We start from the raw sequence: 26,733 nt of genomic DNA, 5'->3' as shown, positions 1-26,733 counted from the left end.
CTTTAGGCTTTAGGCAAAAAAATAAAATTACTTTTTAAATGAAAACTATGCGAAATAGAATTATTACCTCCCTATTTATAATTTTACTTATAGCTTGTTCTAAAAACCAATCAGTAGAAAAAAGCAATAACAAATGGTCTAAAACTAAAAGGCTTAAACATATAAACAATACTAAAGACTCTATGACTTGGGATATGGAAATGCTTGAAAATGACAAGCAATTGATTGAAATTGGAGATTTCGGCCCATTTGAATTAGGAGCTTATCCAGTTCCAAAGTACAGCTTATTAGGAGAGGAAAGCTTTAAAGGATTGGGTAATAAATCGGGAGTGTTTAAATTAAAAGACAAAACACTCTTAATGAACAGTTTTTTTATTGGGCAAAATGAACTGAATAAAAACAGATTAAACAACAAAAAAGATGAAATATTTTTTCAAATAATTGTTTTAACCGACACAATCAACAACAACAACCAGAGCCTTGTTTTATCAAGAAATCATCCTGATTATCTAGGACAGGGATTTTTCAAAACAAAAAATAACAGAATTGACTATTTGGCATTTAAAACAGCAGATAATACAGCATATGCAATTATAAACACAAAACTTTTTGATTTGAATTTTGGAAAAACAGTACTAGTTACTCCTCAAAAAGACAAAACACTAAGATTTTTACAACTAGCATCTCCAGAATTAATTTCTGATTCAATCACAAAATATACAAATGACTTAATAAAAGAGAATGCAATATCTCGATTTCTATTAAAAAGTAATAACATCTAAGAAAGCAATTACAATGAAAAAAACATATTGCGTTCTAGTTCGTTTCGAAATACAGAAAGATGATTTTCAATTTCTAATTTCACTAATTAAGATTTTTTTTGCAACAGAGGTAAGTCCTTCCCCTGGTTTTATATCTTCTCAAATTATTACCAATGAAGATAAAAGCACTGTAATTAATTATGCTACTTGGGAATCAAAAGAAGAATTTGAAAAATTTGCTCAAGAAATTGTTTCTAAATCTAAAATTTCAAAAAAAATAGAAGTTTTCAAACCAGTTCGAGAGACATTTTATGAGTACGAATTTTTACCAAAAAGAAAATGATATTTTTTGACATTTCATTTAGTTGAACTAATAAACATAGTATCTAATAAATTATATAAATGTTAGGAGTTCTATCTTTTCTAGACAAGTTGAATCTTATAGTATGTTTAATACAACTAATCAGTAATTTAGACATTTCATACAAAACTGTATATTTTGAATAGAACAATTGTCCAGATAGCGTAAAAGTTGAAAACAACTTTTTAAATTCAGATTTTCAGTTTATTCCTACAAATGAATTTGCTAATCCAGGTGCAAAAATTAGAGAATTCAATACTACACTCCTACTTTCCATTTCTAATGAATCTACATTTAATTATACAATTTGTCTGAGTGCTACTTACGACTCTCACATTGTGGTTTTTAATTTTGCAATAGATAGAGAATGGCATTATAAAAAAAATAATTTGTAAATTTGATGCCTTAATTAAAAACAATATGTGAAAAATAATTTCTTTCAAACTATTTAAAGAAAACAAGCTGCAATACGGTTTGTTTCATTATTTAATCTTTAAAGAAAGAAATTATGTTGACTATACAACAACTTTCATATACACATCCCAACAAAGATTTGCTGTTTTCAGAAATTAATCTCACAGTAAATGCCCAAGAAAAGATAGCTTTAATCGGTAACAACGGAACAGGAAAATCAACATTACTAAAAATAGTTGCTGGAGAATTACAATATGCAGAAGGACATTTACAAATAGAATCCGAGCCTTATTATATTCCTCAGATTTTTGGACAATACAATCATTTAACAATTGCTGAAGCATTACGGATTCATAAAAAATTAAATGCTTTTCGAGAAATTTTAAATGGAAATACTTCTGAAGAAAATTTCAACATATTGAATGATGATTGGACAATTGAAGACCGCTACAAAGAAGCATTAAAATATTGGAATATCAGTGATTTAAACATATCATCACCTATAAAATCTTTAAGTGGCGGACAAAAAACAAAAGTTTTTCTCGCAGGTATTCTAATCCATCAACCAAAATTTATTTTACTCGATGAGCCCAGCAATCATTTAGATGCTACAGGGAGGCAACTTTTATATAATTTTATTCAGTCTACAAAAAGTACTTTGGTTATTGTTAGCCATGACAGAAAATTATTAAACCTTTTAAATAAAGTTGCCGAATTAAGTAAAAATGCTATTAAAGTATATGGTGGAAACTATGAATTTTATACAGCGCAAAAACAGATAGAAAACAATGCTTTAAGTAATAATATTCAGAGTAAAGAAAAAGCATTAAAAAAAGCCAAAGAAAAGGAAAGAGAAACATTGGAGCGTCAACAAAAGTTAGACAGGCGAGGAAAAGGCAAACAGGAGAAATCTGGGGTTTCCCGAATTATGATGAATACTTTGCGAAACAATGCTGAAAATAGTACCTCAAAAATGAAAGGAATTCATGCTGAAAAAGTTGATGGTATTTCTAAAGAATTGCAAAACTTTCGTTCAACATTATCCGATATTGATAAAATGAAATTTGGCTTTGAAGATTCATCTTTACACAAAGGAAAAATTTTGTTTACAGCAACTAATATCAATTTTAAATACAATACAAATAAGCTTTGGGAGAAAGATCTCAATTTCCAAATAATTAGTGGTGAACGCATTGCTCTGAAAGGAAAAAACGGCTCAGGAAAAACAACGCTAATCAAATTGATTTTAGGAACGCTAGAAACTCAATTAGGAAACATCAAAAGAGCAGAAAATAGTTCGGTTTATATAGATCAAGATTATTCTTTGCTTGATAATAAATTGAACGTCTTCGAGCAATCTCAACAATTCAATTCGTCTACTTTACAAGAACACGAGATAAAAATAAGACTCAACCGATTTTTATTTACTAAAAACGAATGGGACAAACCTATTAGCGCTTTAAGTGGCGGAGAAAGAATGCGATTAATGATTTGTTGTTTGACAATTAGCAATCGATCACCCGATATAATTATCCTTGATGAGCCTACGAATAACCTTGATCTTCAAAATATAGAAATTCTAACAGCTGCAATTAATGAGTATCAAGGTACATTGATTATTGTCTCGCACGATGAAACACTTTTAGAACAAATAAATATAAATCGGATAATTAAACTTTGAAAAGGAATAATTTAAATAAATTGACCGTCAAATCTAAAAGCTAATTAAGAATTTATAATAACTAGTATAAAACCTTTTTCTTCATTAATTTTGAAAAGGAATGATTAAGTAAACTACCTCGGGGCAAGCACTTCGGTAAACTCAGGACAGACTTTGGAACATTCAAATTTCGATTATCGAGTAAAGCAATAGGTAACTAAGGTTCAGTATTTTTCAACCCTATCACCATTATAAAAAAATGAAATTACTTTATATTCTATCAGCGTTCATCCTCTTTCTTTCTTGTACAGATAAGAAGAAATCTTCTAATACAAATAATAATTCTGCTGAACGTGAGGTTATAATTCCAGAATTTCAAACTATTATCGATTCGGCTGCTATTAAAGGTTCTATTGTAATCTACGATCTTAAGGAGGACAAATATTATTCTAATAATTTTAAATGGGCAAAAAAAGGAAAATTACCAGCTTCTACCTTCAAAATCCCCAATTCAATCATAGCAATAGAAACGGGTGTTGTTGAAAATGATAGTACTCTTTTTGAATGGAACGGAGAAGAAAGATTTCTTAAAAGCTGGGAGCAAGATTTAATTTTCAAAGAGGCTTTTCATTATTCATGTGTACCTTGCTATCAAGAAGTAGCGAGAGAAATTGGGGCTAAAAGAATGTCCGAGTATCTAAAGAAATTTGAATATGGAGCTATAAAAGTTGATGCTACAAACATTGATTCTTTCTGGCTAGAAGGAGAATCGCGAATTAATCAGTTTGAACAAATAGACTTTTTAAAAAGGCTTTATCAATCTAAACTCCCTATTTCTAAGCGGACAGAGTCGATTATAAAACAAATGATAGTTATGGAGACTAACAACCACTATAAAATTAGTGGTAAAACAGGCTGGTCTATTAGTAATGGAAACAATAATGGTTGGTTTGTTGGATATGTGGAAGTTCAAAACAATAGCTATTTTTTTGCAACAAATGTAGCGCCTAAACAACAGTTTAATATGGATCTGTTTCCAAGCATTAGAAAAGAGGTGACTTATACAGCATTAAAACAAATGAAAATAATAAAATAAACCATATAACGGGAGTATTTCTTACAGATAAATGTGGGAAAAGCTTAGAAAAAAATAAAAGTTTATAGTACATTATTTCCCTATTCGTTCAAAAATCCCGATATTTAGTATTCAATTAACTACCTCGGGACAAATCCGCGAGGGATTTAAAAATCAATCAATTTGAAAATTAAAAGTCTACTAGTTCTAGCCATATTATTTTTTTCAATCTCATGTTCTTCTGATGATAGTATCAATAAAAATAAGGAAGTTGATTTATCTCAATTTGATGATTATGAACTTGCCTTCAATGTTGAATCTACGGGCGCCGATTTACCCTATGAATTTGAAGCTACTTTTATTACAACAGATGAGAAAGACCAGCTACAGGAAGAAGTATTAACTTATTCTGGTATAAATTGTTGTGATGAAACCATTACTGTTGATTCGAGAATGGTAAAAGAATACAAAGTAGTAGGAATAAAAATTACTCCTATTTCCGATAATATAAGCTTAATTAGCACAAAACTCACAAAAATATCTGGTCAAGATACAGTAGTAGATAAATTGGAAAAGGTTAATAATTCAGTAGGAAACACCTTATCTCTTACGTTTGATTTTACCACCAACACTTGGGTCGCAAATGAAGAATAATTATAGCAAACACCTCTCCTATTCTAAAAAATAATCTGAAATAAGAAATTACCTACTAAATGGGTATCTTTGAAGAAATAAGGTTAAAGTCTTGTAATTAATAGTACATAAACAATCTATTAAAGCGTTTAAATTTTCTTAAAAAGATATCAAAAACTCCATTAATTGTTTAAAGATTAAATGATGAAAAAAACAAACAAGTATTCTTTAAAACTAACTCAGCTTCAAACAACCAATGATGATAAAAAACAGGATAAATCCTTGGAAATAGAATTTGAAAATCATGACGAAGTCTTTCATATTATAGAGCTTATAAAAGAGAAAAATCTATTTGAAAACGAGAATCAATCTATAGAATTTGCTATCGGTCTAAAACTCTTTACAGAAGTAATGCTTAAAAATAGAAAGAATGAACTTTTTTCTGAGCTCTCCCCAGAAATTCAAAAGTTCATGAAGAAATTAAAAAGTAGTTAGGCAGTAGGCAGTTTTTTTTCATCGCAACATCGTAACTTCATAACAGCATAACATTTTACTTTCAGCTTAAAGGTTCAAAGGTGCAGAGAAGCAAAGTTGTGATTGTGAGAAAAAAGTCGGAAGTCCGAAGTCTGAAGACAGATGCAGTGTTCAATGTTCAATAAGCAGTTTTTTTCTTTGTAACAGCGTAACTCCATAACAGCGTAACTTTTTACTTCGGGCTTCAGACTTCCAACTTCTCTCTTTTCAATCAAGAGTCAAGAATCAAGAGTCAAGAATGCAAAAATCTATTCTATGCTCTTTATTCTTGCTTCCTTCCAACTCCCGACTTCGGACTTTTTCAATCTTTCAATCCTTCAATCTTTCAATTTTAAAATCTTAACCTTCCGACTTCTTTTTATGTAAACTTATTTTCTATAAAATAGAAATTAAAAACGCACTTGTTGAACTGATTATAGAATTAAAGCTATACATTTATTAGATTAATCATAAAACGAAGAATAATGAGAAATGTAATTAGTTCAAATTTAAGTCCGGAGGATGTAACAGCTATTAGCACAGCAGTTGGACAATTAGAAGACCTTATTAAAGACAAATTAATAGCACTTACTGAAGAGGAACGTATTAAATATGGTTCTATTAACGAGCAAAATAAATTATTAGTAAATAAGATTTACGATTATTACAAACGCTCCCCTACTCTTAGCACTGCCGATGTGGATTGGGTAGAATTTAAAAGCGATTTTGAGTCGCGTGAATTTTTGGAAAGTACTTTAGAGCGACTTAAAAGTATAGCATACCAAATGGAAAGTACCAAAACGCTGCATGATTACGATAATTACCATGATGCCCTGTTAGATTATAGTCATGCACAATATAAAAAAGGTGCTGGCGCAAACGGATTCACAGAGAAAGTGGCCGATTTAAAGCAGTTTTTCCCAAGAACTAAAAAAACACAAGACCCCGATTCCAGCTCATAGTCTGATTTTATAACACGGAATCCATACAATAAGCATGTACTTCTATATTATTAGGGGACATGCTTATTTTTTTGAGTTGTCTCCCTAATTTTTTAGGTATTATCCCTAAAAGTTTAGGGTTTAACTTAAAGAATTCAAGTCCTCCATAACACTGTTTAAGCATGCTAATAAGCTGCTAGGATTAAAGATAGATGCGATACGGTTATTTAATATCCCGTTTGCGTGTTTTAAAGATGCTTTTAAGTCCGATAACTATAATTTGGAGGCTCGCACCCATAATTTAAGGCAAAACGACTAAAATTATAAACACATTAATTAAAATTATGATTGCAACACTACTAATTATATATCTTTTAACCATAAACATCATTAAAACACCCAAACGGGACATCTTTTGACCTAAATGGAGTTTTAGTATGCTAAATGTGCTAATTTGAAGATTTGGAAATGTGAGAAAAAAGTCTGAAGTCGAAAGACAGAATGCAGTGTTCAGTTCAGTAGGCGTACATTTTCAATCAAAGAATCAGGAATCAAGAGTCAAGAATGCAAAATCTATTCTATGCTCTTTATTCTTATTAGTTTCTGACTCCCAACTTCTTTCAATCCTTCAATCTTTCAATCTTAATCTTCCGTCTCCCGACTTTTCCACTTCCAACAAAAAAGGGAAAATACCCCCTATAGCGCTAAAGTATCATTCTATAAGTGTTTGAGGACTATTTATTTCTTTAATCTGTTGTAAATGAGGAATTCCGTAAGGCTTCCATTATTTGAATGTATAAGTTTGAGAAAACAAAAGCATATCCTATATATTATTTGTTGTTAATCCTTTGATGAAGTTATAAATAGAAACTTATGAAACTGGAAAAGATACTTGATAAACTTGGTTCTATTGAAAAGAACTCTTTTATAAAAATCATTGATCATATTATTTCTAAGAACCCTAAAAACTCAAAAGAGATTGATAAAATTTTAAGTTCATCCGACAAGGGGCTTAAATCTGTTGATAATCAAAATGTATCAAATATATTTAGCTTAATCTCATCAGAATTCACAGAGCATCTTAAGTCTGAATTCCAAGAAGCTAATTCTCAATTAGACATCTTAATTGATATTATAATTCGAGATGGAAATTGCTTAATGAAACAAGATTGGTTTTCTAGATTATATGAAATCGAAATCAAAAACTTAAAAGTTAAGACAAAGAACCTTATATCAGAATTAGAAAAGGAGAAATCGGAATTAAGTGATACTAGAAAAAGAGATTATCGCATATATAAAGCGTGTTTATCTACTGCATACACTAATGATATTACAAATAATAGGGATGCAAAAATTACCTCTGATGAATTATCTATAATATTGACTTTATCAAAACAGTTAGGTCTTTCGCAAGAAGAAATCAAGTTAATTAACTATTCCATTCTTCCCATCAAGAAAGCAGATATTCTAGATGTTATTAACAATTTAAAGAATCTTGGCGTTGTATTCTACTCAAAAAAGGAAAATACAATTTTGGTTGCGGACGAGATGGTTAGACTTTTAAGAAAGGTTAGGGAAAAAGAAGTAGCAGAGAAGTTTTATAGAAGAACACTAAAATTATTAAGGGAGCCTATAATCAATCAAATTGCTAAAGAGCATAACATTGAAAGAAAATTAACTCATTCACAAAAAATAGAACAAATAATTAAAGTAGGGATTTCTTTCACAGATTTACTTACAAATGAAATATATAAAGAAGGAACTAATCTTACCGAGAAGAAAAAAACGCTCAATGAACTTTGTGAGAAAGGACTAAATATTCCCAATTTAAAGGGAAGTACACTAGAGGATAAAATTAAAAGTTTAATAACTCATTTCGAAACTATCGAAAAAGATGAGAAAGTTGGTATCTCAATAGACGGTTTTGATAAAATGCTTTCAGAACTCAATGTTTCAATTCCCACACTTAACAAAGAACTAAAAGAACAATTTGAGTTACAAGATGAATTTGTTCTGAGCGCAGATTATTTACTTGACTACAATATAAAACCTAGAGACATCTTAGATTTAATAACAAAGCCAAATCTTTCCAAATTCGTTAAAGATAATGGAATTAAACAACGTGGAGATGATATATTAAACATCCTTGATCATTATAAAGATGTTGAAAATTTATATCTCGAGAACTATGCTAATGTTGGCTATAGAAATTTAAATCTATTAAAAGAGAATGGAATAACTGTAAAAGAAAGTGAATTAGGATTAAAATTTGAGGAACTTACAAAAGTTATATTTAAAGGCTTAGGGTTTCATGTTGATGATAAATTTAAAAGTCAATTGAATACAAAAAAGGATATCATGGATATACTTTTGAATTTAGGTAATGATGAAATAATTATTGTTGAATGTAAAACAATAAAAGAAAAAGGATATAATAAGTTTAGTACAGTTTCGAGACAATTAAAATCATATCAAAACTTAGCCTTGAAAAACAATCTAAGAATTGTTAAAATCTTACTTATTGCCCCTGAATTTAGTGATGACTTTGTTTATGATTGCGAAATGGATACTGAAATGAATTTATCACTTTTAACGGCCTCTACGCTTTCCAAAATATTCGAAACATTTAAAGATTCTAAATATCAAGAATTTCCACATGTATTATTTAGAGATATTGTAATTAATGAAGAAAGAATAATAAAAGCATTAAGTAAATAATTAAGCTGCTGTAAATGAGTAATTCCACAAAGTGATTCTTTGATGATTGGTTATATTTGAGAGTTGTAAGCAATTTAACCAAACCAATAAACATAAAAAATGAATTTTATTTATAGGCTTTTATTGACTTTCAACGCAACATCTTTAATCATTGTAGTATATCTCGTGAAAGTAGAAGTTCTGCTTAATAATTTGAATTGCTACCTGTTTGGACTTCCTAATTACGTTTCCTATGTTCTGTATTTTCTAATCCCAATTTTCTTAACTTTTATAAGCCTTCTAATTGCGAAATTTTTAAGCAAAGACAATATCTCTTTAGGAACGATAAAAAGTATTGAGCAAGCTAATAATGCTTTTTTGCCCAGTTATTTAGGGTACTTCTTTGTTGCATTAAGCGTACCATATGTTGATACATTGATTTTTGTATTTGCAATTCTGTTTGTTTTTACATTTTTATCTCAAACATTGTATTTTAATCCGCTTTTTTTAATATTCAAGTATCATTTCTACTATTTGACAACCACGAATGAAATAAAGATTTTCATTATTACCCGCAGAATTTTAAAAGATCCAAAGAATACGGAATTTGAACAGTTAAGAAGAATTAACGATTTTACATTTATAGATTTAACCAAATAACTATGAACCATTTACTTGCAAAAAAATCACGACAGAACGGACAATTTATTAAAATAATGTCTGATGAAAATGTATTTGATTTACCTTATGATTTAGACAATCCTCATGAATATGATACCGATTACAAATTAGAAGATGATGAATGGTTTGCAATTGGCGGATTTTCTGAAACAGATTATATAATAGATTTCTTAACAAAAGATTTCAATTCAGCAGAATACAATCAAATCGTTAATGCAGACTATTCAAAGTTAAGTTATCTATGTTCCTATCAGAATAACAGGTATTACTTTTTTCAAAAATTATCGAAAAGTCAAACTATAAATAGAAAATGGTTTCCATTAAACAACGAACCCGAACTACATTCAGAAAATCCAATTATCGTAATTAAGGATATAGCCGATGCTATTTATGACAAAACTGATGACATATTGTATTTCAAAAAATTGACATCTATCACAACTATATTTACGGGTATCGAAGAACTTTACAGGGAGGCAACGCAAGCTGACACAGAAACTTTTTTGGAAAATAATTTTATAAACCTCGTGGGTGATTATGATGCTACAAAAGTTAAAAAAGCGAATAGAAAAAGAATTGCAATGGCGATAGACACCTTTAATAATTTCAATCCTACACAAAGAAATTCAATATATGGTTATATTAAGGAATATTGTGATGAATTGGAGTTTTCAGATGATGATGAATGCTTTACAATTGGAACAGAAGAAAATCTTAAACAATTATTATATGGGATTGAACAACGTTATTACACAACCCTAATTGGAAATGAAAAAAGATTAGCGAACTCAGTTACAGCGATGTAGAAAAACTGCTTACAATGTTATAAAAATAGCGCGAATATCTGAAGTCATATAGATTTAGGTACTTTTCTCAAGGTCGTTAAATTTTAAATTTTTATGTTAAATTATAAAGATGAATTGAAAATGTGCTAGAATTGTTAACTACAAGGAATTGGTTGCTCTCCGCTAGCCCCTAAATCCATAATAGACTGTATATTCAGTTTTTATTTCCTAAATTAGGAGTTTAGTAAAAAAATGAATCGAACTGAAATATCTACTGATAGATTAAAATTAAGATTGATTGAATTAACAGATTTAGAGTCAATCCATAATTTACATTCCCTACCAGAAACAGATGAATACAATGCGTTGGGGATTCCCGAAAATATTGAAGAAACCAAATCCATAATTGAACCTTGGATTACGAACAATCAATTACCTGAAATAAAGAATTACACTTTTGCAATTGATCTTATTTCTAATGGAGATTTTATTGGTTTATTTGGACTTAAACTTGGGAGTACAAAATATAAAAGAGCAGAAGTTTGGTATAAAATACATTCCAATTATTGGAAGAAAGGATACGCTTCTGAATCTTTAAAAGCTGTAATAAACTTCGGATTTAAAACTCTTAAATTACATCGAATAGAAGCAGGTTGTGCAATCAACAATATTGGTTCTATTAAAGTTTTAGAAAAAGTAGGCATGATAAGAGAAGGACATCGTAGACAAGTATTACCCCTTAAATCAGGCTGGTCTGACAATTACGAATACGCAATCTTAGAGTCCGAAGTCGGATGTAAACAGTAGGCAGTTTTTTCATCGTAACATCGTAACTTCATAACAACAAAACTTTTTACTTTTTTACTTTCAACATAAAAGATGCAAAGATTCAAAGGTGCAGAGAAGCAAAGTTGTAAATGTGCTAATTTGAAGATTTGGAAATGTGAAAAAAAAGTCGGAAGTCGGAAGACAGAAGTGTTCAGTTGGCAGTTACAGTGTGTAGTTTTTTTTATCGTAACATCGTAACTTCATAACAGCATAGTTTTTTAACTCAAAGATGCAAAGGTGCAGAGAGGCAAAGTTGTTATTGTGTCAATTGTCGAATTTTTTAATTTTCCGTCTCCTGACTTCGGACTTCCGACTTTTTCAATCTTTAAATTTTTAAATTCTTAAATCTTAATCTTCCGTCTTCGGACTCCCGACTTCTTCCACCCCCTAACTAACTAATTTTCAACTCAAAAACATTTGCTTATAATTTTAATACTCCAAACACTTTTTTTAGTTTTGCACGAAATTTTTTTGGATGATTTGTACTGTAGCGAAAAAGGAGATTGAAGATATCAAACCAACAAATATTTTACCTCAAACACCGTATTGGGGAAGGTTAAAAGACCAACAGGGATTTATTCCTAATGGGTTTGAAGTTACTATTTCTAAAGATATTTTAGGAACCTCAACTAGCGGACTCTCAAAAACTCAAGACGATTTATTGGTGCTTATAAAATATATTAATGATAGTTTTTGCTACGCCTATGTACCTTATGGCCCTAAATTGGAACCTACTATTGAGAATCAGGGGGTGTTTTTAGAAGAACTTTCAGAGACTATAAAACCACATCTACCAGAGAATTGTATGTTTATCCGTTACGATTTAATTTGGGAAAACCAATGGGCTAAGGAAGAAGAATATTTTGATGCTTCGGGAAATTGGAATGGGCCACCACAAAGTAGAATTCAGGAATTTAGAGTAAATTACAAAACTTCGGAATGGAACCTCCGTAAGAGTCCGAGTGACGTGCTTCCTAAGAATACTTTCTTTTTAGACCTTCAGCAAAAAAAAGAAACGCTCCTATATAATATGCGCTATAATACCCGCTATAACATCCGACAAGCCAATAAAAAGGGAATTGAAGTGCAGGAATATGGTGTGGAGCATATTAGCAATTGGTATGCATTGTATTTAGAAACTTCGAAACGCCATAATATGGCATTACAGAATGAAGATTATTTTAAACGTATTTTAACCAATCAAGACAACCATAAAAATGGGGTGAATGTAAAGATGTTAATGGCACACCAAGATGGGGAATTTCTAGCTTCTATGTTTTTGGTTTTGTCTAATAAACGTGGGAATTACCTCTATGGCGCTTCTTCTACACATAACAAATTGGCGAGTTATGCCCTACAATGGGAATCTATAAAAGTAGCTAAAGACTGGGGATGTACGGAATACGATATGTTTGGTTCTGCTCCCAATTTAAACGATTCGCACCCACTAAGAGGAGTTCATGTTTATAAAAAAGGGTTTGGAGGCGATTTATTTCATAGAATGGGATGTTGGGATTATCCTTTCAATCAAAAAGCCTACGATTTGTTTAGGTTACAAGAAATGAGTACTTCTTAGTACTGAGTATGTAGTTTTTTTAGTTGAAGGGGCAAAGGTTCAAAGGTGCAGAGAGGCAAAGTTGTATATGTGAGAAAAAAGTCGGAAGTCCGAAGACCGAAGACGGAAGTATTCAGTTGGCAGTTACAGTATGCAGTTTTTTTCATCGTAACATCGTAACTTCATAACAACATAACTTTTTACTTTCAACTCAAAGTGACAAAGGTTCAAAGATTCAGAGAGGCAAAGTTGTAAATATGAGAAAAAAAGTCGGAAGTCCGAAGACCGAAGTCGGAAGCTAATAAGTATTCAGTTGGCAGTTTTTTCATCGTAACATCGTAACTTTATAACAACATAACTTTTTAACTCGAAGATGCAAAGGTGCAAAGGTTCAAAGAGGCAAAGTTGTATATGTGCTAATTTGAAGATTTGGAAATGTGGATTTGTGAAATAAATAAAATCTCCCGACTTCGGTCTCCCGACTTCCATCCTTCAATCTTTCAATCTTTAAATCTTAATCTTCCGACTCCCAACCTTTTCCAACAAAAAAACTCCGGTAATCAGCCGGAGTTTATTCATCAATCAAAAAACGAACAGTTATGATAAACTGTTGTTACTGTATATATTTTTATAAAATTTTAATCTCTACACTTAAAATTACAAAAAAATAAGCTAAATATGATTAACCTAAATAGGTTTTTAGAATTTTACTTCTAGAAGTATGTTTTAATCTTCTGATAGCCTTTTCTTTAATTTGACGAACACGCTCTCTTGTAAGATCAAAAGTTTCTCCAATTTCTTCTAAAGTCATTGGATGTTGATCTCCTAAACCAAAATAAAGTCTAATAACATCTGCTTCTCTAGGCGTAAGTGTTTCTAAAGCTCTTTCAATTTCGGTACGAAGCGACTCGTGTAAAAGGTCTTTATCTGGATTTGGAGATTCTCCACTACGAAGTACATCGTAAAGGTTAGAATCTTCTCCTTCTACTAAAGGAGCATCCATGGATACATGGCGACCAGAATTTTTCATAGACTCTTTTACGTCGTTTATAGACATATCGAGTTCTTTTGCAATCTCTTCTGCTGAAGGAACACGCTCATGAGCTTGCTCTAAAAAAGCAAAGGTTTTATTAATCTTATTAATAGAACCAATTTTATTTAATGGTAAACGAACAATACGCGATTGCTCTGCTAATGCTTGTAGGATAGATTGACGAATCCACCATACTGCGTACGAAATAAATTTAAACCCACGTGTTTCATCAAAACGTTGTGCAGCTTTGATAAGGCCTAAGTTTCCTTCGTTAATTAAATCTGGTAAAGTTAATCCTTGATTTTGGTATTGTTTTGCAACAGAAACCACGAAACGTAAATTAGCTTTTGTAAGTTTTTCTAAGGCTATTTGGTCTCCCGCCTTAATACGTTGTGCTAATTCTACCTCTTCGTCTGCTGTAATTAAGTCTACCTTACCAATTTCTTGAAGATACTTATCCAGGGAAGCGGTTTCTCTATTGGTTACCTGCTTCGTAATTTTGAGCTGTCTCATCTATTCTCTCCTGATTGTTTTAAATGAATGAATTTGGGTATACAGATTATTATACGTAGCTAGGAGATAAAATGTTACAAAAAAAATGATTTTTTATTTTTTAAATGAAAATCCCCAAAAGTTTTAAAACCTTTGGGGATGATTGCGTTATATTAACATATTGTTTGTTAGCTTTTTAGCCATGCTTTACGCAAAGTATCTTGTGCTGGGGTTGTAGAACTTTTTTTAGTAAGTTTTTTGTTTTCTATCCTAGGAGTTCCTGCTTTTCCTTTAAGCGTTAGCTCTTTTCCATCTCTATTAATTACCAAAATAACTTCGCTGTCTGCTTGCCAAGACATAGAACCCATAATGATCTCACGAATTGCCTCTACTGTAAAGTCTTTTCCATTTACAGATTTTATAACATCATCTGCTTGTAGTCCTATTTCTTTCATCGAAGAGTTTAAATCGACATTTCTAACAAAAATTTCGTTGTTGCTAGGTTTTACATCAATAAAAGGAATTTGTCCGTTTAAGAAAAATCCAGTTTCTACCATTTCACTTTCAAAAGATAAACCTACTTTTCCAAAGAAATCTTCGTAATTAATAGGCGTGTCTCCTACAACATAAGTATTTAAAAAGCTACCAACTTCCGGGTATGTTAAAGAAACAATTTTATCAAACAGCTCATTATCTTTAAATGGTTTGTCTTCGCCATATTCTTTAGAAAGTTCTTTCATTAACCATAAAATTCCTTTTTCACCATTACTTTGCTCACGAATAATAAGGTCTATACACATTCCAATTAATGCTCCTTTTTCATAAACATTTGCATAATCGTCTTTATAAGGTTCTACTAAAACATTTTTACTCATTTTAGTAAAAGATAAACTGTCGTTATACCTTTTCGAGTTCTGAATTTTAGTAGCTATTCTATCATAAAAAGCTTGCTCGTCTATAAGTCCTTGATTAATTTGGAATAGGTTAGCAAAATATTCTGTAACTCCTTCATACATCCATAAATGTTCGGACATTTTTGGATCGTTATAATCAAAATATTGAATCTCTTCTGAATGAACAGTAAGCGGAGTTACAATATGGAAAAACTCATGAGAGACTACATCGGTCATCGTTTCTACTAATGCATCTTTAGGCATAGTTTCTGGTAACACAACGGTTGTACTAGTATGGTGCTCTAAAGCTCCAAATCCAGTAGGATCTCCTTCTCCCATTGCTCCTAAAAATAGTAGGATATGGTATTTTTTTGTAGAATTTATATCTCCTAAGAAAGTTTTTTGGGCTTTCATCATTTTCTCCATTTCATCCTTAATGCTTAATGCAGAATATACTTTATTTGGAGAATATACCGACAAAGTAACCTCGATATCGTTTACCGAAAAGCTTTCAGAATCTGGTTTTGAATACATAATTGGGTTGTCTGTAACCTCAAAGTATCTGTTTGCCATAAAAGTATCGGTATCTGCTTTACCGTCATTCAACATTACTTTATTTAATGAGGTAGAAGCTTCAAATCCTGTAGGATGTGTAAAATGTAATAAATAGGAATGCTCTTTCAAGTTATCAAAATACCCTACAAACATATGTAAGTTAAGAAAGAAATTCTTATTCGCTTCGATATTTGTTCCTGCTGGAGAGAAAACAGCTTCTTCAACTTCTGCTTCGGTATCAAAAGAATCGTTAACATCGTACTCAATTCTATCAAAATTGGTAGCATTTGCTATTTTCCAAGTATTGGTGTCAACACTAGAAATTTCCATGGGATTGTTATCGTAATCGTAAGCAGTTACGTTTTCTAGAAACTGACCATAATTATTATTACTATAAGTTCCAGGAACAGTTTTTGGGATATAAAAATTAATACTTTCAGTAGTAAATCTACCAGGATTGATGGTTACATGTACCATATCGTTTGTTACATTTACTAAATCAATAGACGCGTCTATTGGTTTGCTTGTTGCTAAATCGTTGACTTTAGGTGTACAGGCTACAATAGTAACAGCCAAAAGTGCAAATGCAATTTTCTTCATGTGTATCATTTATCAAAATTTTTATATAAGACCTAATTTTTATTGTTATGTTACAATTATTTGAATAGAATTTTCAAATAATTTGCTACTCCATCTTCTTTATGATGTTGGGTTATAGCCTTGGCTACTGCCTTTACTTCATCTCGAGCATTATCTACAGCTACTCCATGACCCACTGCGCCTATCATTTCTTCATCATTATAATTATCGCCAAAAGCAACAACTTCTTCTAAATTATAAGTTGGGTAGCAACAATTTAATAAGGTTTTTATTCCTGTTAATTTAGAAATTTCTTTGCTAGCTATTTCAATATAAGTGTCTTTAGAACGATATAGATGTAGAGCGTCTTTATAATTTTCTTCTAGAAATTTGTAAATTTTATCAATGAGTAATTTATCTCCCATACACATAATTTTATGTGCTCCTTTATTTTCTTTTTCCCAAAGTGTTACAACTTCGGAATTGGGTTTTATTTCTGGAGAAATTTTTGTGTTTGTTTCTTCACGTTTTGCCCAATAATCCATACTATCTACATACCAATTATTGGCATTAAAGAGACTGATGTGGATTTTGTTTTCGCCTGCTTTTTCATTTAAAAGCACTAAGTTTTTTATAATTGAAATTGGAATTTCTGAAGAATGAATTACTTTACTTTCTTTTTCTATATAAGCGCCATTAAATGCAATTAACGGGGTGTTTAAAATTCCTAAATCCTGCTGAAGATGATACATCTGTTTTGGCATTCTAGAAGAAACCAAAATAAAAGGAATTGTTTCTTTTATTCTAGTTACTTGGTCTATGGTTGCTTGTGTTAGAACTCTGTCTGGACCTAATAAAGTACCATCAATATCTGTAAAAATAATTTTATACATTAATAAATTGTAGTTTATGGAGTTGTTTTAATGAAAGGGATTTCCTGTCCGTTTTGGTGTAAAGTTAAACCTACAACTGTGTTGTTTTCATCACGCTCAAATACTATTTTAGCCTTTATAACTTTATAAAAAAAAGTAGATTCTCCTTGGTAATAAACAGGAAATTCTGGTTGTCCGCTTAATTGAGCTTGTAAGGTGTTCTCGTTAATTATAAAATCGTAGGATAATTTTAAACCATCATTTATATAATTCCCTTCGTAAGCCATTAATTCTTCTGGCGTAATTTCTATTGCTTTTGGAGTGAAATCTATTGGATTTTTCTTTGGATCTATAATATATTCAGCTATATCTTCCACAGAGCTCGAGCCAGAATTTGTCATTATTGCAATAACTCTTTTATTCTTTTTATCCACAGCCATAAAAGTTCTAAAACCGCCAGTACCGCCACCATGAAAAATTATATCATCTTCATTTATAAACCATCCCAAGCCATGTTTCTTCATTTCTTGATCCGTAAACTGTACTGAGGTAGCTACTTTTTGGGCTTTTGCCAAAGGGTTTTGCGGATTTAAATAACTTTTCCCGTATTTAACAAGGTCTTTTATATTGGTTTTTAATCCACCTGCTGGTTCCATTAACTTAAATTTCCAATGTGGAACTTCTTGGTTTCCCAAATATCCTTTAGCAAAGTTTTCGGTTTGTGTGGTTGGGATATTTAAAAAAGTAGCTTTTAGAGCTAACGGACTCAATACTTCTTTTTGCAATAAATTTTTGTAACTGTCTTTTTTGTAAATAGAAAGTATATCTCCTAATAAACCAGCTCCTAGATTAGAATATTCAAACTTCTTATCAACACTTTTTGGGATATAATGGCTTAAAAAAGTATACATATCCTTTCTAGAATATTCGGCATATGGATTAAGTTGATTTTGTAAATCCATGTTGTTGGGTAGTCTTGGTAAACCACTAGAGTGTGTAGACAAACTTTTTAAGGTAACGTCTACCCCTTTTTTATCGGTTAGGGTTATAGAGTCTGGTAGGAAATTGTTTACAGGAGTTTTTAAATCTAACGAATCTGTAACATTGTATTTTGCAAGAAGTAGGCCCGTGTATGTTTTGGTAATAGAGCCTATTTCATACAAGGTGTTTTCATCTGCTTTTAATTTGTTTGCAACATCTTTTAATCCATGGACGTAATAATATGTTCCTGTGGAGTCTGCTATTCCAACTGCAATGGATGGGTTTATTTTATTTTTAACTCTGTACTGAATTTCCTTCTTTATATTTTCAGGAATTTGTGAAAATCCAATACTTATAGAGAAAATGCTTACCGCAAATGTGGCGATATATTTTAATTTCATCTTATGTTTTTTATTCTTGTTGACTCTCAATCCTTTCATCATTTCTTCAACATAGTTCAATAAGCATATAGTTTAGGGCAAGAATGCTTTATAAAAGGAAGCTTTTCCTTTCTTCGTAAAGGTACTAAAGTGTATGGAATATTTATAATGGTTGTTTGATTATAAATTCGTTGGTAAATTTAACATCTGGTTAAAGTATAGAGTTTTACTTTTGTTAAAAAATTTATCTTATGCGTTTATTATTTATTCTGGTTATTTTATGCTGTCAACAGTCTTTTGCAAATACTCCTTTTTGGGGAAAAACTGGTCACCGTGTAGTAGGTGAAGTAGCACAAGAACATATAAAAAATAGCACAAAACGTAAAATTGAAAAATTTTTAGGTGGGCAATCCCTTTCAATTGTAGCTACGTATGCCGACGATATTAAGTCGGATAAAAGATTTCGTGGTTTTAGTCCGTGGCATTATGTAAACTTTCCTTTTGATAAAAATTATACAGATGTTACTCCAAGTGAAGATGGAGATATTATTATGGGAATTGAAAAATGCATCTCTGTAATAAAAGATGATACCGCTACTAAAGAAGATAAAGCGTTTTACTTAAAACTACTTATTCATTTTGTGGGAGATTTACATCAGCCTCTGCATGTTGGAAGAGCAGAAGATAAGGGAGGAAACGACATTCAAGTACGTTGGTTTGGAGACGGAAGTAACTTACACCGGGTTTGGGACAGCGATATGATAGAGTCTTATGGGATGAGTTATAGCGAATTATCGGCTAATTTACCTGTGTATTCTAAAGAACAGCAAAAAGCTATTACGGAGGGAACTTTGTTAGATTGGGTAAAAGAATCTCAAGAATTGGCAAAAAAAGTATATGGTTCTGTAGAAGTGGGAGAGAAGCTTGGCTACAATTATATGTATGATAATTTTGATACCGTACGTGCTCAATTGGAAAAAGGAGGCTTGCGTTTGGCTAAAATTTTAGATGATATTTTTTAATCCTTTATTAAGGAGTTAATTTCCCAATGCTTGTTCTGAGTTTACCGTAGGGTTAAAGTCTAAATGTGTTGTAATAGTTTCCTTTGTATGTTGGGCTTGCTCCAAAGTAGTTGATTCTCTTACAGGAGTAAGGAAATAGAAAAGTATGATAAGTACTACTTATTCAAAACCTCTTGGCGGTATTGCTTAGGGGTTTTTTTAAACTTACTTTTAAAAGATTTGGTAAGATGACTCTCATCTGTAAAACCTAACTCATAGCTAATTTCTGAAATAGAATAATGCGTGTTTTTTAATCGGTATTTTACAAGCATTAATTTGTAGTTAATAATGTATTGTCTGATGCTCTCTCCTGTTTCTTTTTTAAATAAATGAACAATATTTGCCTGAGACATATTAAATTTTTGCGCCAAATGCTCAATTTTAATAAGTTCTGGTTCGTATACATTGGTTCTAATGTATGCCAGAATTTGATCCGATTTCTTTAAGTTTACAGATGCAGTTAGCTCTTTATTAGGAGCATATTTTTTAATTATATTTCTTGCAATAATACTTAAGGAAGTTGTAATTCCATTGGTAATAATGCTCCAATAAAATTCATCTTGATTTTTAAATTCTTCCACAATAAAATCTTGAATTCTCCAAAGTCGTTCTCTATCAACCTCTTCAGAAATACAATCGCCTGGCATAATATTAGGATTATGCAAAATGTGTTCAATATTTTCTAACCACATTTTTCTATCTGGAAGGTTAGACTTATTGGAAAATAAAACTTCGGTAAATTTTAAAGCGGTATAGCTTGTATTGGTCTTTGGATTTAAAATGTGGTTGTCTTCTGGAGCTAATAAAAAGATACTCCCTTTTTTGTAATTAACATCTATATCATTAATTCTATAAATACCATTACCATCTCTAATATAGACAATTTGGAAATAATTATGCTTTTGCAATGATGTTTCCTTCTTGTCTATATCCCCTTGAACTACAATAAAACCGTCATGAAAACTGTCCATTTCTTATTATTAGGTGTTTATAATCAGTTAATTATATCAAAAATAGAAAATTTTCAAGCAGTTTTTACAAGTAATAAGGTATAATCGTGTCGTAAATTTGCACGGTAATTAAAAACAAAGCGATAGTTCTTTAAAATTTTTTCATAATGATGTGATTTTATCATATCGATTTAGATTTTTTGATTGGTTAGTTTATAATATTGAGTCGTACTTCCCCCAAACGTTCCCTCAAACCGTACGGCTCTTTATTTTAAAAAAGAACATATATAATAGCGATACATATAAAGGTTAGTTTGATTATTTTTTAAGTTGGTTAGTTGAAAAAGCTGCATTTCTCCCTAAGAATGCGGCTTTTTCTTTTTTATAATGTGATGCTATAGTTACGTTAAGAAAATACCAAAAGGAAATTTTTTAACTAGTTTATACAAGTATTAAGGTAAAAACGGGCTGTATCTTTGTACTGTTGTTAGCAATTAAACAACGCGTTCTTTAAGATAGTTTTCATAATTAGAATGATGAGGTTGATAGCTCATCATTTATAGATTTTTTTGGTTGGTTAGTTAAAAGAGTCGTGCTTATTTGAAACCCAACTCCGTGCGACTCTTTATTTTAACCCTTATAATTTGTGCCGAAGGAATTGATTATTGTGGAAGATTGGAATTTTAAAAGAAGATATATAAAAAGAAAGTAAAGCTGATGTTTTCAGCTAAATAATATAAAAACTTGTTTGATTATTTTTTAAGTTGGTTAGTTTAAAAAAGCCGCATTTTGCTAAGAATGCGGCTTTTTTTATGCTCAACTTCATTTAAAATTTTCTGTTAAGAAATTATTGTTGTGTTATAAAAGTTAACGGAATTTATTGAACTCCACTTATAGCAAGGTTCAAATGGGGTTTTTAAGCCCTCCTTGCTATTAATAAAAATGAATAAAAAGAGAGTTTTTGAAATGTTGTTTCTTTAAACTACTTATTTTGTGGTAGTTAAAATTTGGTCTTTGTTCTTTTTTCTTATAGCGAAGCGGTCTTGTATTTTTACTCGGACATTAAAGTTAAGAAATAGAATAAGCTTTAACGAGTATCCTTATTATAGATACTTTTTAATCTTCTATAACCGTTTTTAATTCATTTCTATATTGAGAAGGCGTTTTTCCTGTAAACTTTTTAAACGATTTATTAAAGTATGAAAAGTTATTAAATCCACTTTCAAAGCAAATATCTGTAATTCCAATAGGCTTCTCAGCAAGCAGCTTAGAAGCATGTACTAATCTGTATTCATTTACAAAATGTGTAAATGTTTTCCCTGTAATTTGTTTAAAATATCTACAGAACGAAGGAACTGTCATACCAGAAATGCTAGCAATTTCTTCTAGAGTAATAGGTTGTTGAAAATTTTTCTTCACATAATTGAACACAATATTAATTCTGTCATTATCTTGTACATCGGCTTGCATAGAAAAGCCTTCTGCATTTAAGATTTGATAATCTTCAGAAAGTTGTAATTCATTTAAAATAGAAAGGAAACCTAATAAGCGTTCAAAACTATTTAGTTTTTCTAGACCTTCTATTCTTTCTCCAATAATTTCTTTTGTTTTTCCTGTAAAAGCCAATCCTCCTTTACATCTTTTAAATAATAATTTAATATTATTCATTTCGGGTTTCGACATTAAATCGGCTCCTAGAAAATCGGGGAGCATTTGAATAACCACTTCGTTTTCGTTTCCAGTAAATTTATCTGTAAAACCACAATGTGGTAAATTAGAACCTATTAATATAAGGTCTCCTTCTGTGTAATAAGAAATATGACTCCCAATTTGTCTTTTTCCAGCTCCTCCTTTTACATATACCAATTCAATTTCTGGATGATAATGCCAATACGATGTATTCTGATTTTGATTCTCATCAAACTTCACAAAAGAAAAAGAACTGCCAAAAGTTGGGTTAATTACTTCTAATGCAGGCTTTTTAATACTCATAGCAAAATTGTTTTTCAGTATAAAAATATACCATGTTAACGGGGCAAATATACAAAATATTACCTCAAATGTGTTCTATTTTATCCTTAACATTGAGTTAACATAAGCATCGTGTTAAAATAGTGCATAAACTTGAAAATCCTGATGTATTTTAACCTTGGTGTCCACCGTATCTTTGTAATGTAATTAAAATGAAATGTATAACCATTAAAATTGCTAAAGATGAAAAACACATTAAGAAACAGTATGCTAGTTGTAGTATTGAGTATTGCAACGTTAGCGATGACAAGAGCCAATGATTTTTACTTATCTGTAAAAAAGGATGATAATAGAACTGTTGATTTATTCGTAGAGAAAAGCAACCAGCCAATAGCAATTTCTTTTGTTGATGCAAAAGGAGAGGTTCTGTATAATTATGAATACAAACAATTACCAACAAACGTAAAACGTTATAATTTTAAAGGGTTACCAACAGGAACTTACTATTTTGTTGTTGAGAACGAAATTAAAATTGAAAGAGTACCTGTAGTTTTTACCGATGGGAAAACAATTGTTGAAAGAGAAAAAGAAGAAGTTACTTACAAGCCTTATTTTAGAAAAGATGGGTCTGTGTTAAGTGTAAACATGTTAAGCTCAGATATGTCTCCTGTAACTGTAAAAGTTTACAACGAAACAACAAATGAGTTAGTACATGAAGAAATACTTAAAGGAGCTAAAAGTGTAGGAAAAAGATTTGATTTTTCTAACGCTCAAAAAGGTTCTTACAGATTTGAAGTAACTCGCAAAGGAAATACATTTTACAAAACAGTTAGCTTGTAATCTTACAAATAGATTTTGAAGTTGGAAAAGGGAGGTGTTAGAACTCCCTTTTTTTTTGCTTTATAAATACGTATATGCCCAAAACATAAGGGCAAATTGTAGCGGCACTCTTAAAATTAATACCCACCTTGGAGCTACTTTTTCAAACTTCTTATCTTTTAACATATAAATATGTACTGGAATAAATGCTATTAGCATTAAAATAATTCCCCACAGTGCATAATCCTTTAAAGTAGTAAATAGCATTGCTCCAAAAACTATTTCTGCAATTCCGCTTAAGTATACCATTTCCTTTTGGTAAGGAATATAGGAAGGTATAATAGAAACGTAACTTCTAGGTCTTACAAAATGTAAAATTCCTGCTACAATATAAATGCCAGCCATTAAGTAGTAATGCCAATTATTCATCTACTGTGTTTTTAAGGATCCAAGTATTTATTTTTTCTTCCAAAAGTTTTATTGGGATACATCCCGATTCTAATACTTTATTATGGAAAATTTTAATGTCAAATTTATCCCCCAATTGCTTTTGTGCCTTATTTTTTAAAGCTATTATTTTAAGTTGTCCTATTTTGTAAGACAATGCTTGTCCTGGCCACGACATATAACGCTCTATTTCTGCGGTTATGCTTTCTTCAGATTCTGCTTCGTGAGCCAAAGAAAATTCTATAGCTTTTTCTCTAGACCATCCTTTAGTATGTATGCCCGTGTCTACCACCAAACGTATGGCTCGATGCATTTCTGCACTTAGCATTCCAAAATATTGATATGGATCGTTATAAAGTCCGAGTTCTTTTCCTAAAGATTCAGAATATAAAGCCCAACCTTCGCCATAAGCACTATACCATAGGGTTTTTCTAAAATCTGGTAAGCTTTTATTTTCTTGCTGAAGCGAAATTTGATAATGATGTCCCGGAATAGCTTCATGTAAAAACAAATCCTCATCCGAATAAATATTGTATTTTTTTACATCTGGAATTGGAACATAAAACACCCCCGGACGTGTGCCGTCTATAGAACCTGGGTTATATTCTGCACTTGCCGATGCTTCTCTAAAAGCTTCTGTTCTTCTAACTTCAAATTCGGTTTTTGGAGTTAAATCAAAAAGCTTTGCAAGTTGAGGTTTCATTTTTTGGTGAATCTCATTAAAATTTTCAATTACCTGTGCTGGTTTATCAAATGGCATTAACTCTCTTGCAGTTCTTATGGCTTGAAAAAAATCTTTTAATTCGCCTTTAAAATTAACTTCCGCCATCACTTTTTTCATTTCATTTTCTAAACGAGCTACTTCACTCAATCCTAATTTATGGATAGAATCTGCTTCTAAAGAGGTAGTGGTAAAAGTTTGTATTTGGTGTCCGTAATATGCATTTCCTCTCGGAACATCATTTATTCCAGAGGTTTCTCTACTGGCAGGTAAATATTCATCTCTAAAAAAGTTTTCTAATTTTTTATAGGTAGGAATAATTTTTTCAGCAATTATTGTTTCATAAGCCAATGCAAGACTGTCTTTTTCAGCACGACTAATATTATTCGGGATGTTTTTTATAGGGCTATAAAACAAATGTTCTTTTGGAGCTCCGCTAGAAAAACTCTCCATCTGCGGAATTACTTTTAGGGTAAGAGATTTGGGTAAAACATAACCAGTTTTAATCCCTTTTTTCATGTTTACTATTGCGGTATCACACCAAACAACATAGTCGTTAAGGCGTTGCAGCCAATTTTTATAATCGGTTGCCGTTTTAAATGGTTGCGCGCTGGAACCTCCCGCCAACTGCCCAATGGTTTGTGGTAATGAGGAAAACTGATTAATAGGAATGAGCTCTGTTGGATATTGTAACTTGTCTAAATTGATGTTACATTCCCACATTAAAACCTCGTAACTCATTCGCTGTTCTTTGGAAAGCGAATCTTTATTAAAACTCAAAAGCTCATCTCTATAAGCATTATAAAACGCCTTTTGCTTATTCTTAAAGGATGCTGTAATATCGTTTGGCAGGTAATTGTTATAACGAGAATCTCCCGAAAGAGTAGCGTTTAGCGGATATAATTTCAAACTTTCTTCATAATAATGCTTAAATACCGAATCAATAGACACCTTATCTACGATTACTTCTTTAGAAACTTCTTTGTTTTTACAGGAAAAAAATAGAAGTATAACACTTGCTGTTAGGATGATTTTTTTCATTATCAGTTAGTTGAGTTTTCTCGATAATCGAGTTTTTTGGTCTGGGTTAAAAATGTTTTAGTTTTTCTTATAATAGTTAGTAAGGTAGGCTCCTCAAGTAATTTACTCAATAATTGAGACTTGAATGCTCCAAGGCTTGCCCCGAGGGAGTTTACTTAATATATTCCACCCTTCTAAATCTAACTGCTTCCCAATCGGGATTTATTTTAAGATTTTTTACAGCTTCGTAGCGGTGTTTTAGAAGAGGTTGCCAATCATAAGCATCTGTTATATCTGTAGTTAGTTTTTCCGATTTTTTTCTAGGATGCGCAACCCAAAGTACTACGTCGTCTTTTAATTTTGGATGAAGCGTATGCACCTGATTTTCTAATTCTTCAATTGAAGAAACAAATACCAAGGCAAATTCCATTTTGTTTACCTGGATCAAAGATTGGTAAATATCTATATCAATCAATTCTGCCAATTGCTCAGAAAAGCCTTCAGGCTCATTAATAATAAGAATTTCTTTCAGGTCTTCTAGTTTCAGCTTTTCAAATAGCGTTTTCATCTTGTACAGCGGTTTGGATAATGTATACAAGTTAAAAAAAATATCGTCCCTTAACAAGCTTTATATTTTTGGAAGGTTAAGATTTGAAAATTTAAAGATTGAAGGATTGAAGGATTGAAGGATTGAAGGATTGAAAGATTGAAAGATGGGAGTCGGGAGACCGAAGTCGGGAGATTTTATTTATTTCACAAATCCACATTTCCAAATCTTCAAATTAGCACATATACAACTTTGCCTCTTTGAACCTTTGCACCTTTGCATCTTCGAGTTAAAAAGTTATGCTGTTATGGAGTTACGATGTTACGATAAAAAAACTGCATACTGTAACTGCCAACTGAATACTCCCGTCTTCGGTCTTCGGACTTCCGACTTTTTTTTCACGTTTACAACTTTGCCTCTCTGCACCTTTGCATCTTTGCCACTTTGAGTTGAAAGTAAAAAGTTATGCTGTTATGAAGTTACGATGTTACGATGAAAAAAAACTGCA

At 31.2% G+C, this 26,733-nt stretch carries 22 protein-coding genes; 13 read left to right on the top strand and 9 right to left on the bottom strand.

Annotation, left to right across the window (positions count from 1 at the left end):
* Positions 1 to 38: 38 nt before the first annotated feature.
* The 11 genes from JOOMADRAFT_RS07955 (at position 39) to JOOMADRAFT_RS07900 (ending at position 12,925) form a co-directional block, all read left to right on the top strand.
* Positions 39 to 782 carry a hypothetical protein gene (locus JOOMADRAFT_RS07955; protein WP_008612466.1) on the top strand — a complete coding sequence of 248 codons (744 nt, stop codon included), beginning with the start codon at positions 39 to 41 and terminating at the stop codon, positions 780 to 782.
* 13 nt (positions 783 to 795) lie between these two features.
* Positions 796 to 1,104, top strand: coding sequence for an antibiotic biosynthesis monooxygenase (locus JOOMADRAFT_RS07950; protein WP_008612465.1), 309 nt, complete (start codon positions 796 to 798; stop codon positions 1,102 to 1,104).
* A 526-nt stretch (positions 1,105 to 1,630) separates the two neighbouring features.
* Positions 1,631 to 3,217 (top strand): ribosomal protection-like ABC-F family protein, encoded by a 1,587-nt coding sequence (gene abc-f / locus JOOMADRAFT_RS07945; protein WP_008612464.1) that lies wholly within the window; start codon positions 1,631 to 1,633, stop codon positions 3,215 to 3,217.
* A 238-nt stretch (positions 3,218 to 3,455) separates the two neighbouring features.
* Positions 3,456 to 4,292 (top strand): class D beta-lactamase, encoded by an 837-nt coding sequence (gene blaOXA, locus JOOMADRAFT_RS07940; RefSeq protein WP_008612463.1) that lies wholly within the window; start codon positions 3,456 to 3,458, stop codon positions 4,290 to 4,292.
* Positions 4,293 to 4,454: 162 nt separating this feature from the next.
* Complete coding sequence (locus JOOMADRAFT_RS07935; protein WP_008612462.1) at positions 4,455 to 4,925, top strand: hypothetical protein; 471 nt, start codon at positions 4,455 to 4,457, stop codon at positions 4,923 to 4,925.
* 183 nt (positions 4,926 to 5,108) lie between these two features.
* The gene (locus JOOMADRAFT_RS07930; RefSeq protein WP_245547660.1) at positions 5,109 to 5,399 is read left to right on the top strand and encodes a DUF3861 domain-containing protein; all 291 of its coding nucleotides are present in this window, start codon (positions 5,109 to 5,111) and stop codon (positions 5,397 to 5,399) included.
* A gap of 503 nt (positions 5,400 to 5,902) precedes the next feature.
* Positions 5,903 to 6,379, top strand: a complete 477-nt coding sequence (locus JOOMADRAFT_RS07925; RefSeq protein WP_008612460.1) for a phospholipase D-like domain-containing protein — start codon at positions 5,903 to 5,905, stop codon at positions 6,377 to 6,379.
* 852 nt (positions 6,380 to 7,231) lie between these two features.
* On the top strand, positions 7,232 to 9,076 hold the full coding sequence (locus JOOMADRAFT_RS07920) for a hypothetical protein (protein WP_008612458.1): 1,845 nt from the start codon (positions 7,232 to 7,234) through the stop codon (positions 9,074 to 9,076).
* Between the two features lie 641 nt (positions 9,077 to 9,717).
* Positions 9,718 to 10,542 carry a hypothetical protein gene (locus JOOMADRAFT_RS07910; protein WP_008612456.1) on the top strand — a complete coding sequence of 275 codons (825 nt, stop codon included), beginning with the start codon at positions 9,718 to 9,720 and terminating at the stop codon, positions 10,540 to 10,542.
* Positions 10,543 to 10,773: 231 nt separating this feature from the next.
* Positions 10,774 to 11,328, top strand: a complete 555-nt coding sequence (locus JOOMADRAFT_RS07905; RefSeq protein ID WP_008612455.1) for a GNAT family N-acetyltransferase — start codon at positions 10,774 to 10,776, stop codon at positions 11,326 to 11,328.
* 496 nt (positions 11,329 to 11,824) lie between these two features.
* Positions 11,825 to 12,925, top strand: coding sequence for a lipid II:glycine glycyltransferase FemX (locus JOOMADRAFT_RS07900; RefSeq protein ID WP_008612454.1), 1,101 nt, complete (start codon positions 11,825 to 11,827; stop codon positions 12,923 to 12,925).
* 661 nt (positions 12,926 to 13,586) lie between these two features.
* On the opposite strand, the gene JOOMADRAFT_RS07895 is transcribed toward JOOMADRAFT_RS07900, so the two are convergent.
* From JOOMADRAFT_RS07895 to JOOMADRAFT_RS07880, 4 genes are all read right to left on the bottom strand, one after another.
* Positions 13,587 to 14,450: a sigma-70 family RNA polymerase sigma factor gene (locus tag JOOMADRAFT_RS07895; protein WP_008612453.1), complete on the bottom strand. Its 864-nt coding sequence runs from the start codon at positions 14,448 to 14,450 to the stop codon at positions 13,587 to 13,589.
* 167 nt (positions 14,451 to 14,617) lie between these two features.
* Complete coding sequence (locus JOOMADRAFT_RS07890; protein ID WP_040879616.1) at positions 14,618 to 16,477, bottom strand: M61 family metallopeptidase; 1,860 nt, start codon at positions 16,475 to 16,477, stop codon at positions 14,618 to 14,620.
* A gap of 56 nt (positions 16,478 to 16,533) precedes the next feature.
* Positions 16,534 to 17,349 (bottom strand): Cof-type HAD-IIB family hydrolase, encoded by an 816-nt coding sequence (locus tag JOOMADRAFT_RS07885; RefSeq protein WP_008612451.1) that lies wholly within the window; start codon positions 17,347 to 17,349, stop codon positions 16,534 to 16,536.
* A gap of 14 nt (positions 17,350 to 17,363) precedes the next feature.
* The gene (locus tag JOOMADRAFT_RS07880) at positions 17,364 to 18,710 is read right to left on the bottom strand and encodes a serine hydrolase (RefSeq protein WP_008612450.1); all 1,347 of its coding nucleotides are present in this window, start codon (positions 18,708 to 18,710) and stop codon (positions 17,364 to 17,366) included.
* Positions 18,711 to 18,940: 230 nt separating this feature from the next.
* Here JOOMADRAFT_RS07880 and JOOMADRAFT_RS07875 point away from each other — a divergent pair, with 230 nt between their 5' ends.
* Positions 18,941 to 19,711 (top strand): S1/P1 nuclease, encoded by a 771-nt coding sequence (locus tag JOOMADRAFT_RS07875; RefSeq protein ID WP_008612449.1) that lies wholly within the window; start codon positions 18,941 to 18,943, stop codon positions 19,709 to 19,711.
* 155 nt (positions 19,712 to 19,866) lie between these two features.
* On the opposite strand, the gene JOOMADRAFT_RS07870 is transcribed toward JOOMADRAFT_RS07875, so the two are convergent.
* The gene (locus JOOMADRAFT_RS07870) at positions 19,867 to 20,721 is read right to left on the bottom strand and encodes an AraC family transcriptional regulator (RefSeq protein ID WP_008612447.1); all 855 of its coding nucleotides are present in this window, start codon (positions 20,719 to 20,721) and stop codon (positions 19,867 to 19,869) included.
* Between the two features lie 1,095 nt (positions 20,722 to 21,816).
* Entirely contained in the window at positions 21,817 to 22,692 is an 876-nt protein-coding gene (locus JOOMADRAFT_RS07865; RefSeq protein ID WP_008612444.1) for an AraC family transcriptional regulator, read from the bottom strand.
* Between the two features lie 222 nt (positions 22,693 to 22,914).
* On the opposite strand from JOOMADRAFT_RS07865, the gene JOOMADRAFT_RS07860 reads away from it, so the two are divergent.
* Complete coding sequence (locus tag JOOMADRAFT_RS07860) at positions 22,915 to 23,511, top strand: DUF3244 domain-containing protein (RefSeq protein WP_008612443.1); 597 nt, start codon at positions 22,915 to 22,917, stop codon at positions 23,509 to 23,511.
* 60 nt (positions 23,512 to 23,571) lie between these two features.
* Here JOOMADRAFT_RS07860 and JOOMADRAFT_RS07855 read toward each other — a convergent pair whose 3' ends face one another.
* The 3 genes from JOOMADRAFT_RS07855 to JOOMADRAFT_RS07845 form a co-directional block, all read right to left on the bottom strand.
* Positions 23,572 to 23,919 (bottom strand): DoxX family protein, encoded by a 348-nt coding sequence (locus JOOMADRAFT_RS07855; RefSeq protein WP_008612442.1) that lies wholly within the window; start codon positions 23,917 to 23,919, stop codon positions 23,572 to 23,574.
* Entirely contained in the window at positions 23,912 to 25,699 is a 1,788-nt protein-coding gene (locus tag JOOMADRAFT_RS07850; protein ID WP_008612441.1) for a DUF885 domain-containing protein, read from the bottom strand. The genes JOOMADRAFT_RS07855 and JOOMADRAFT_RS07850 overlap by 8 nt, the downstream gene beginning before the upstream one ends.
* Positions 25,700 to 25,850: 151 nt before the next feature.
* Complete coding sequence (locus JOOMADRAFT_RS07845) at positions 25,851 to 26,246, bottom strand: hypothetical protein (protein ID WP_008612440.1); 396 nt, start codon at positions 26,244 to 26,246, stop codon at positions 25,851 to 25,853.
* Positions 26,247 to 26,733: the final 487 nt, after the last annotated feature.

It is taken from the genome of Galbibacter orientalis DSM 19592 (genome assembly GCF_000260115.1).
GTDB lineage: Bacteria > Bacteroidota > Bacteroidia > Flavobacteriales > Flavobacteriaceae > Galbibacter > Galbibacter orientalis.
This window is presented reverse-complemented; position numbering and strand designations above follow the sequence as displayed.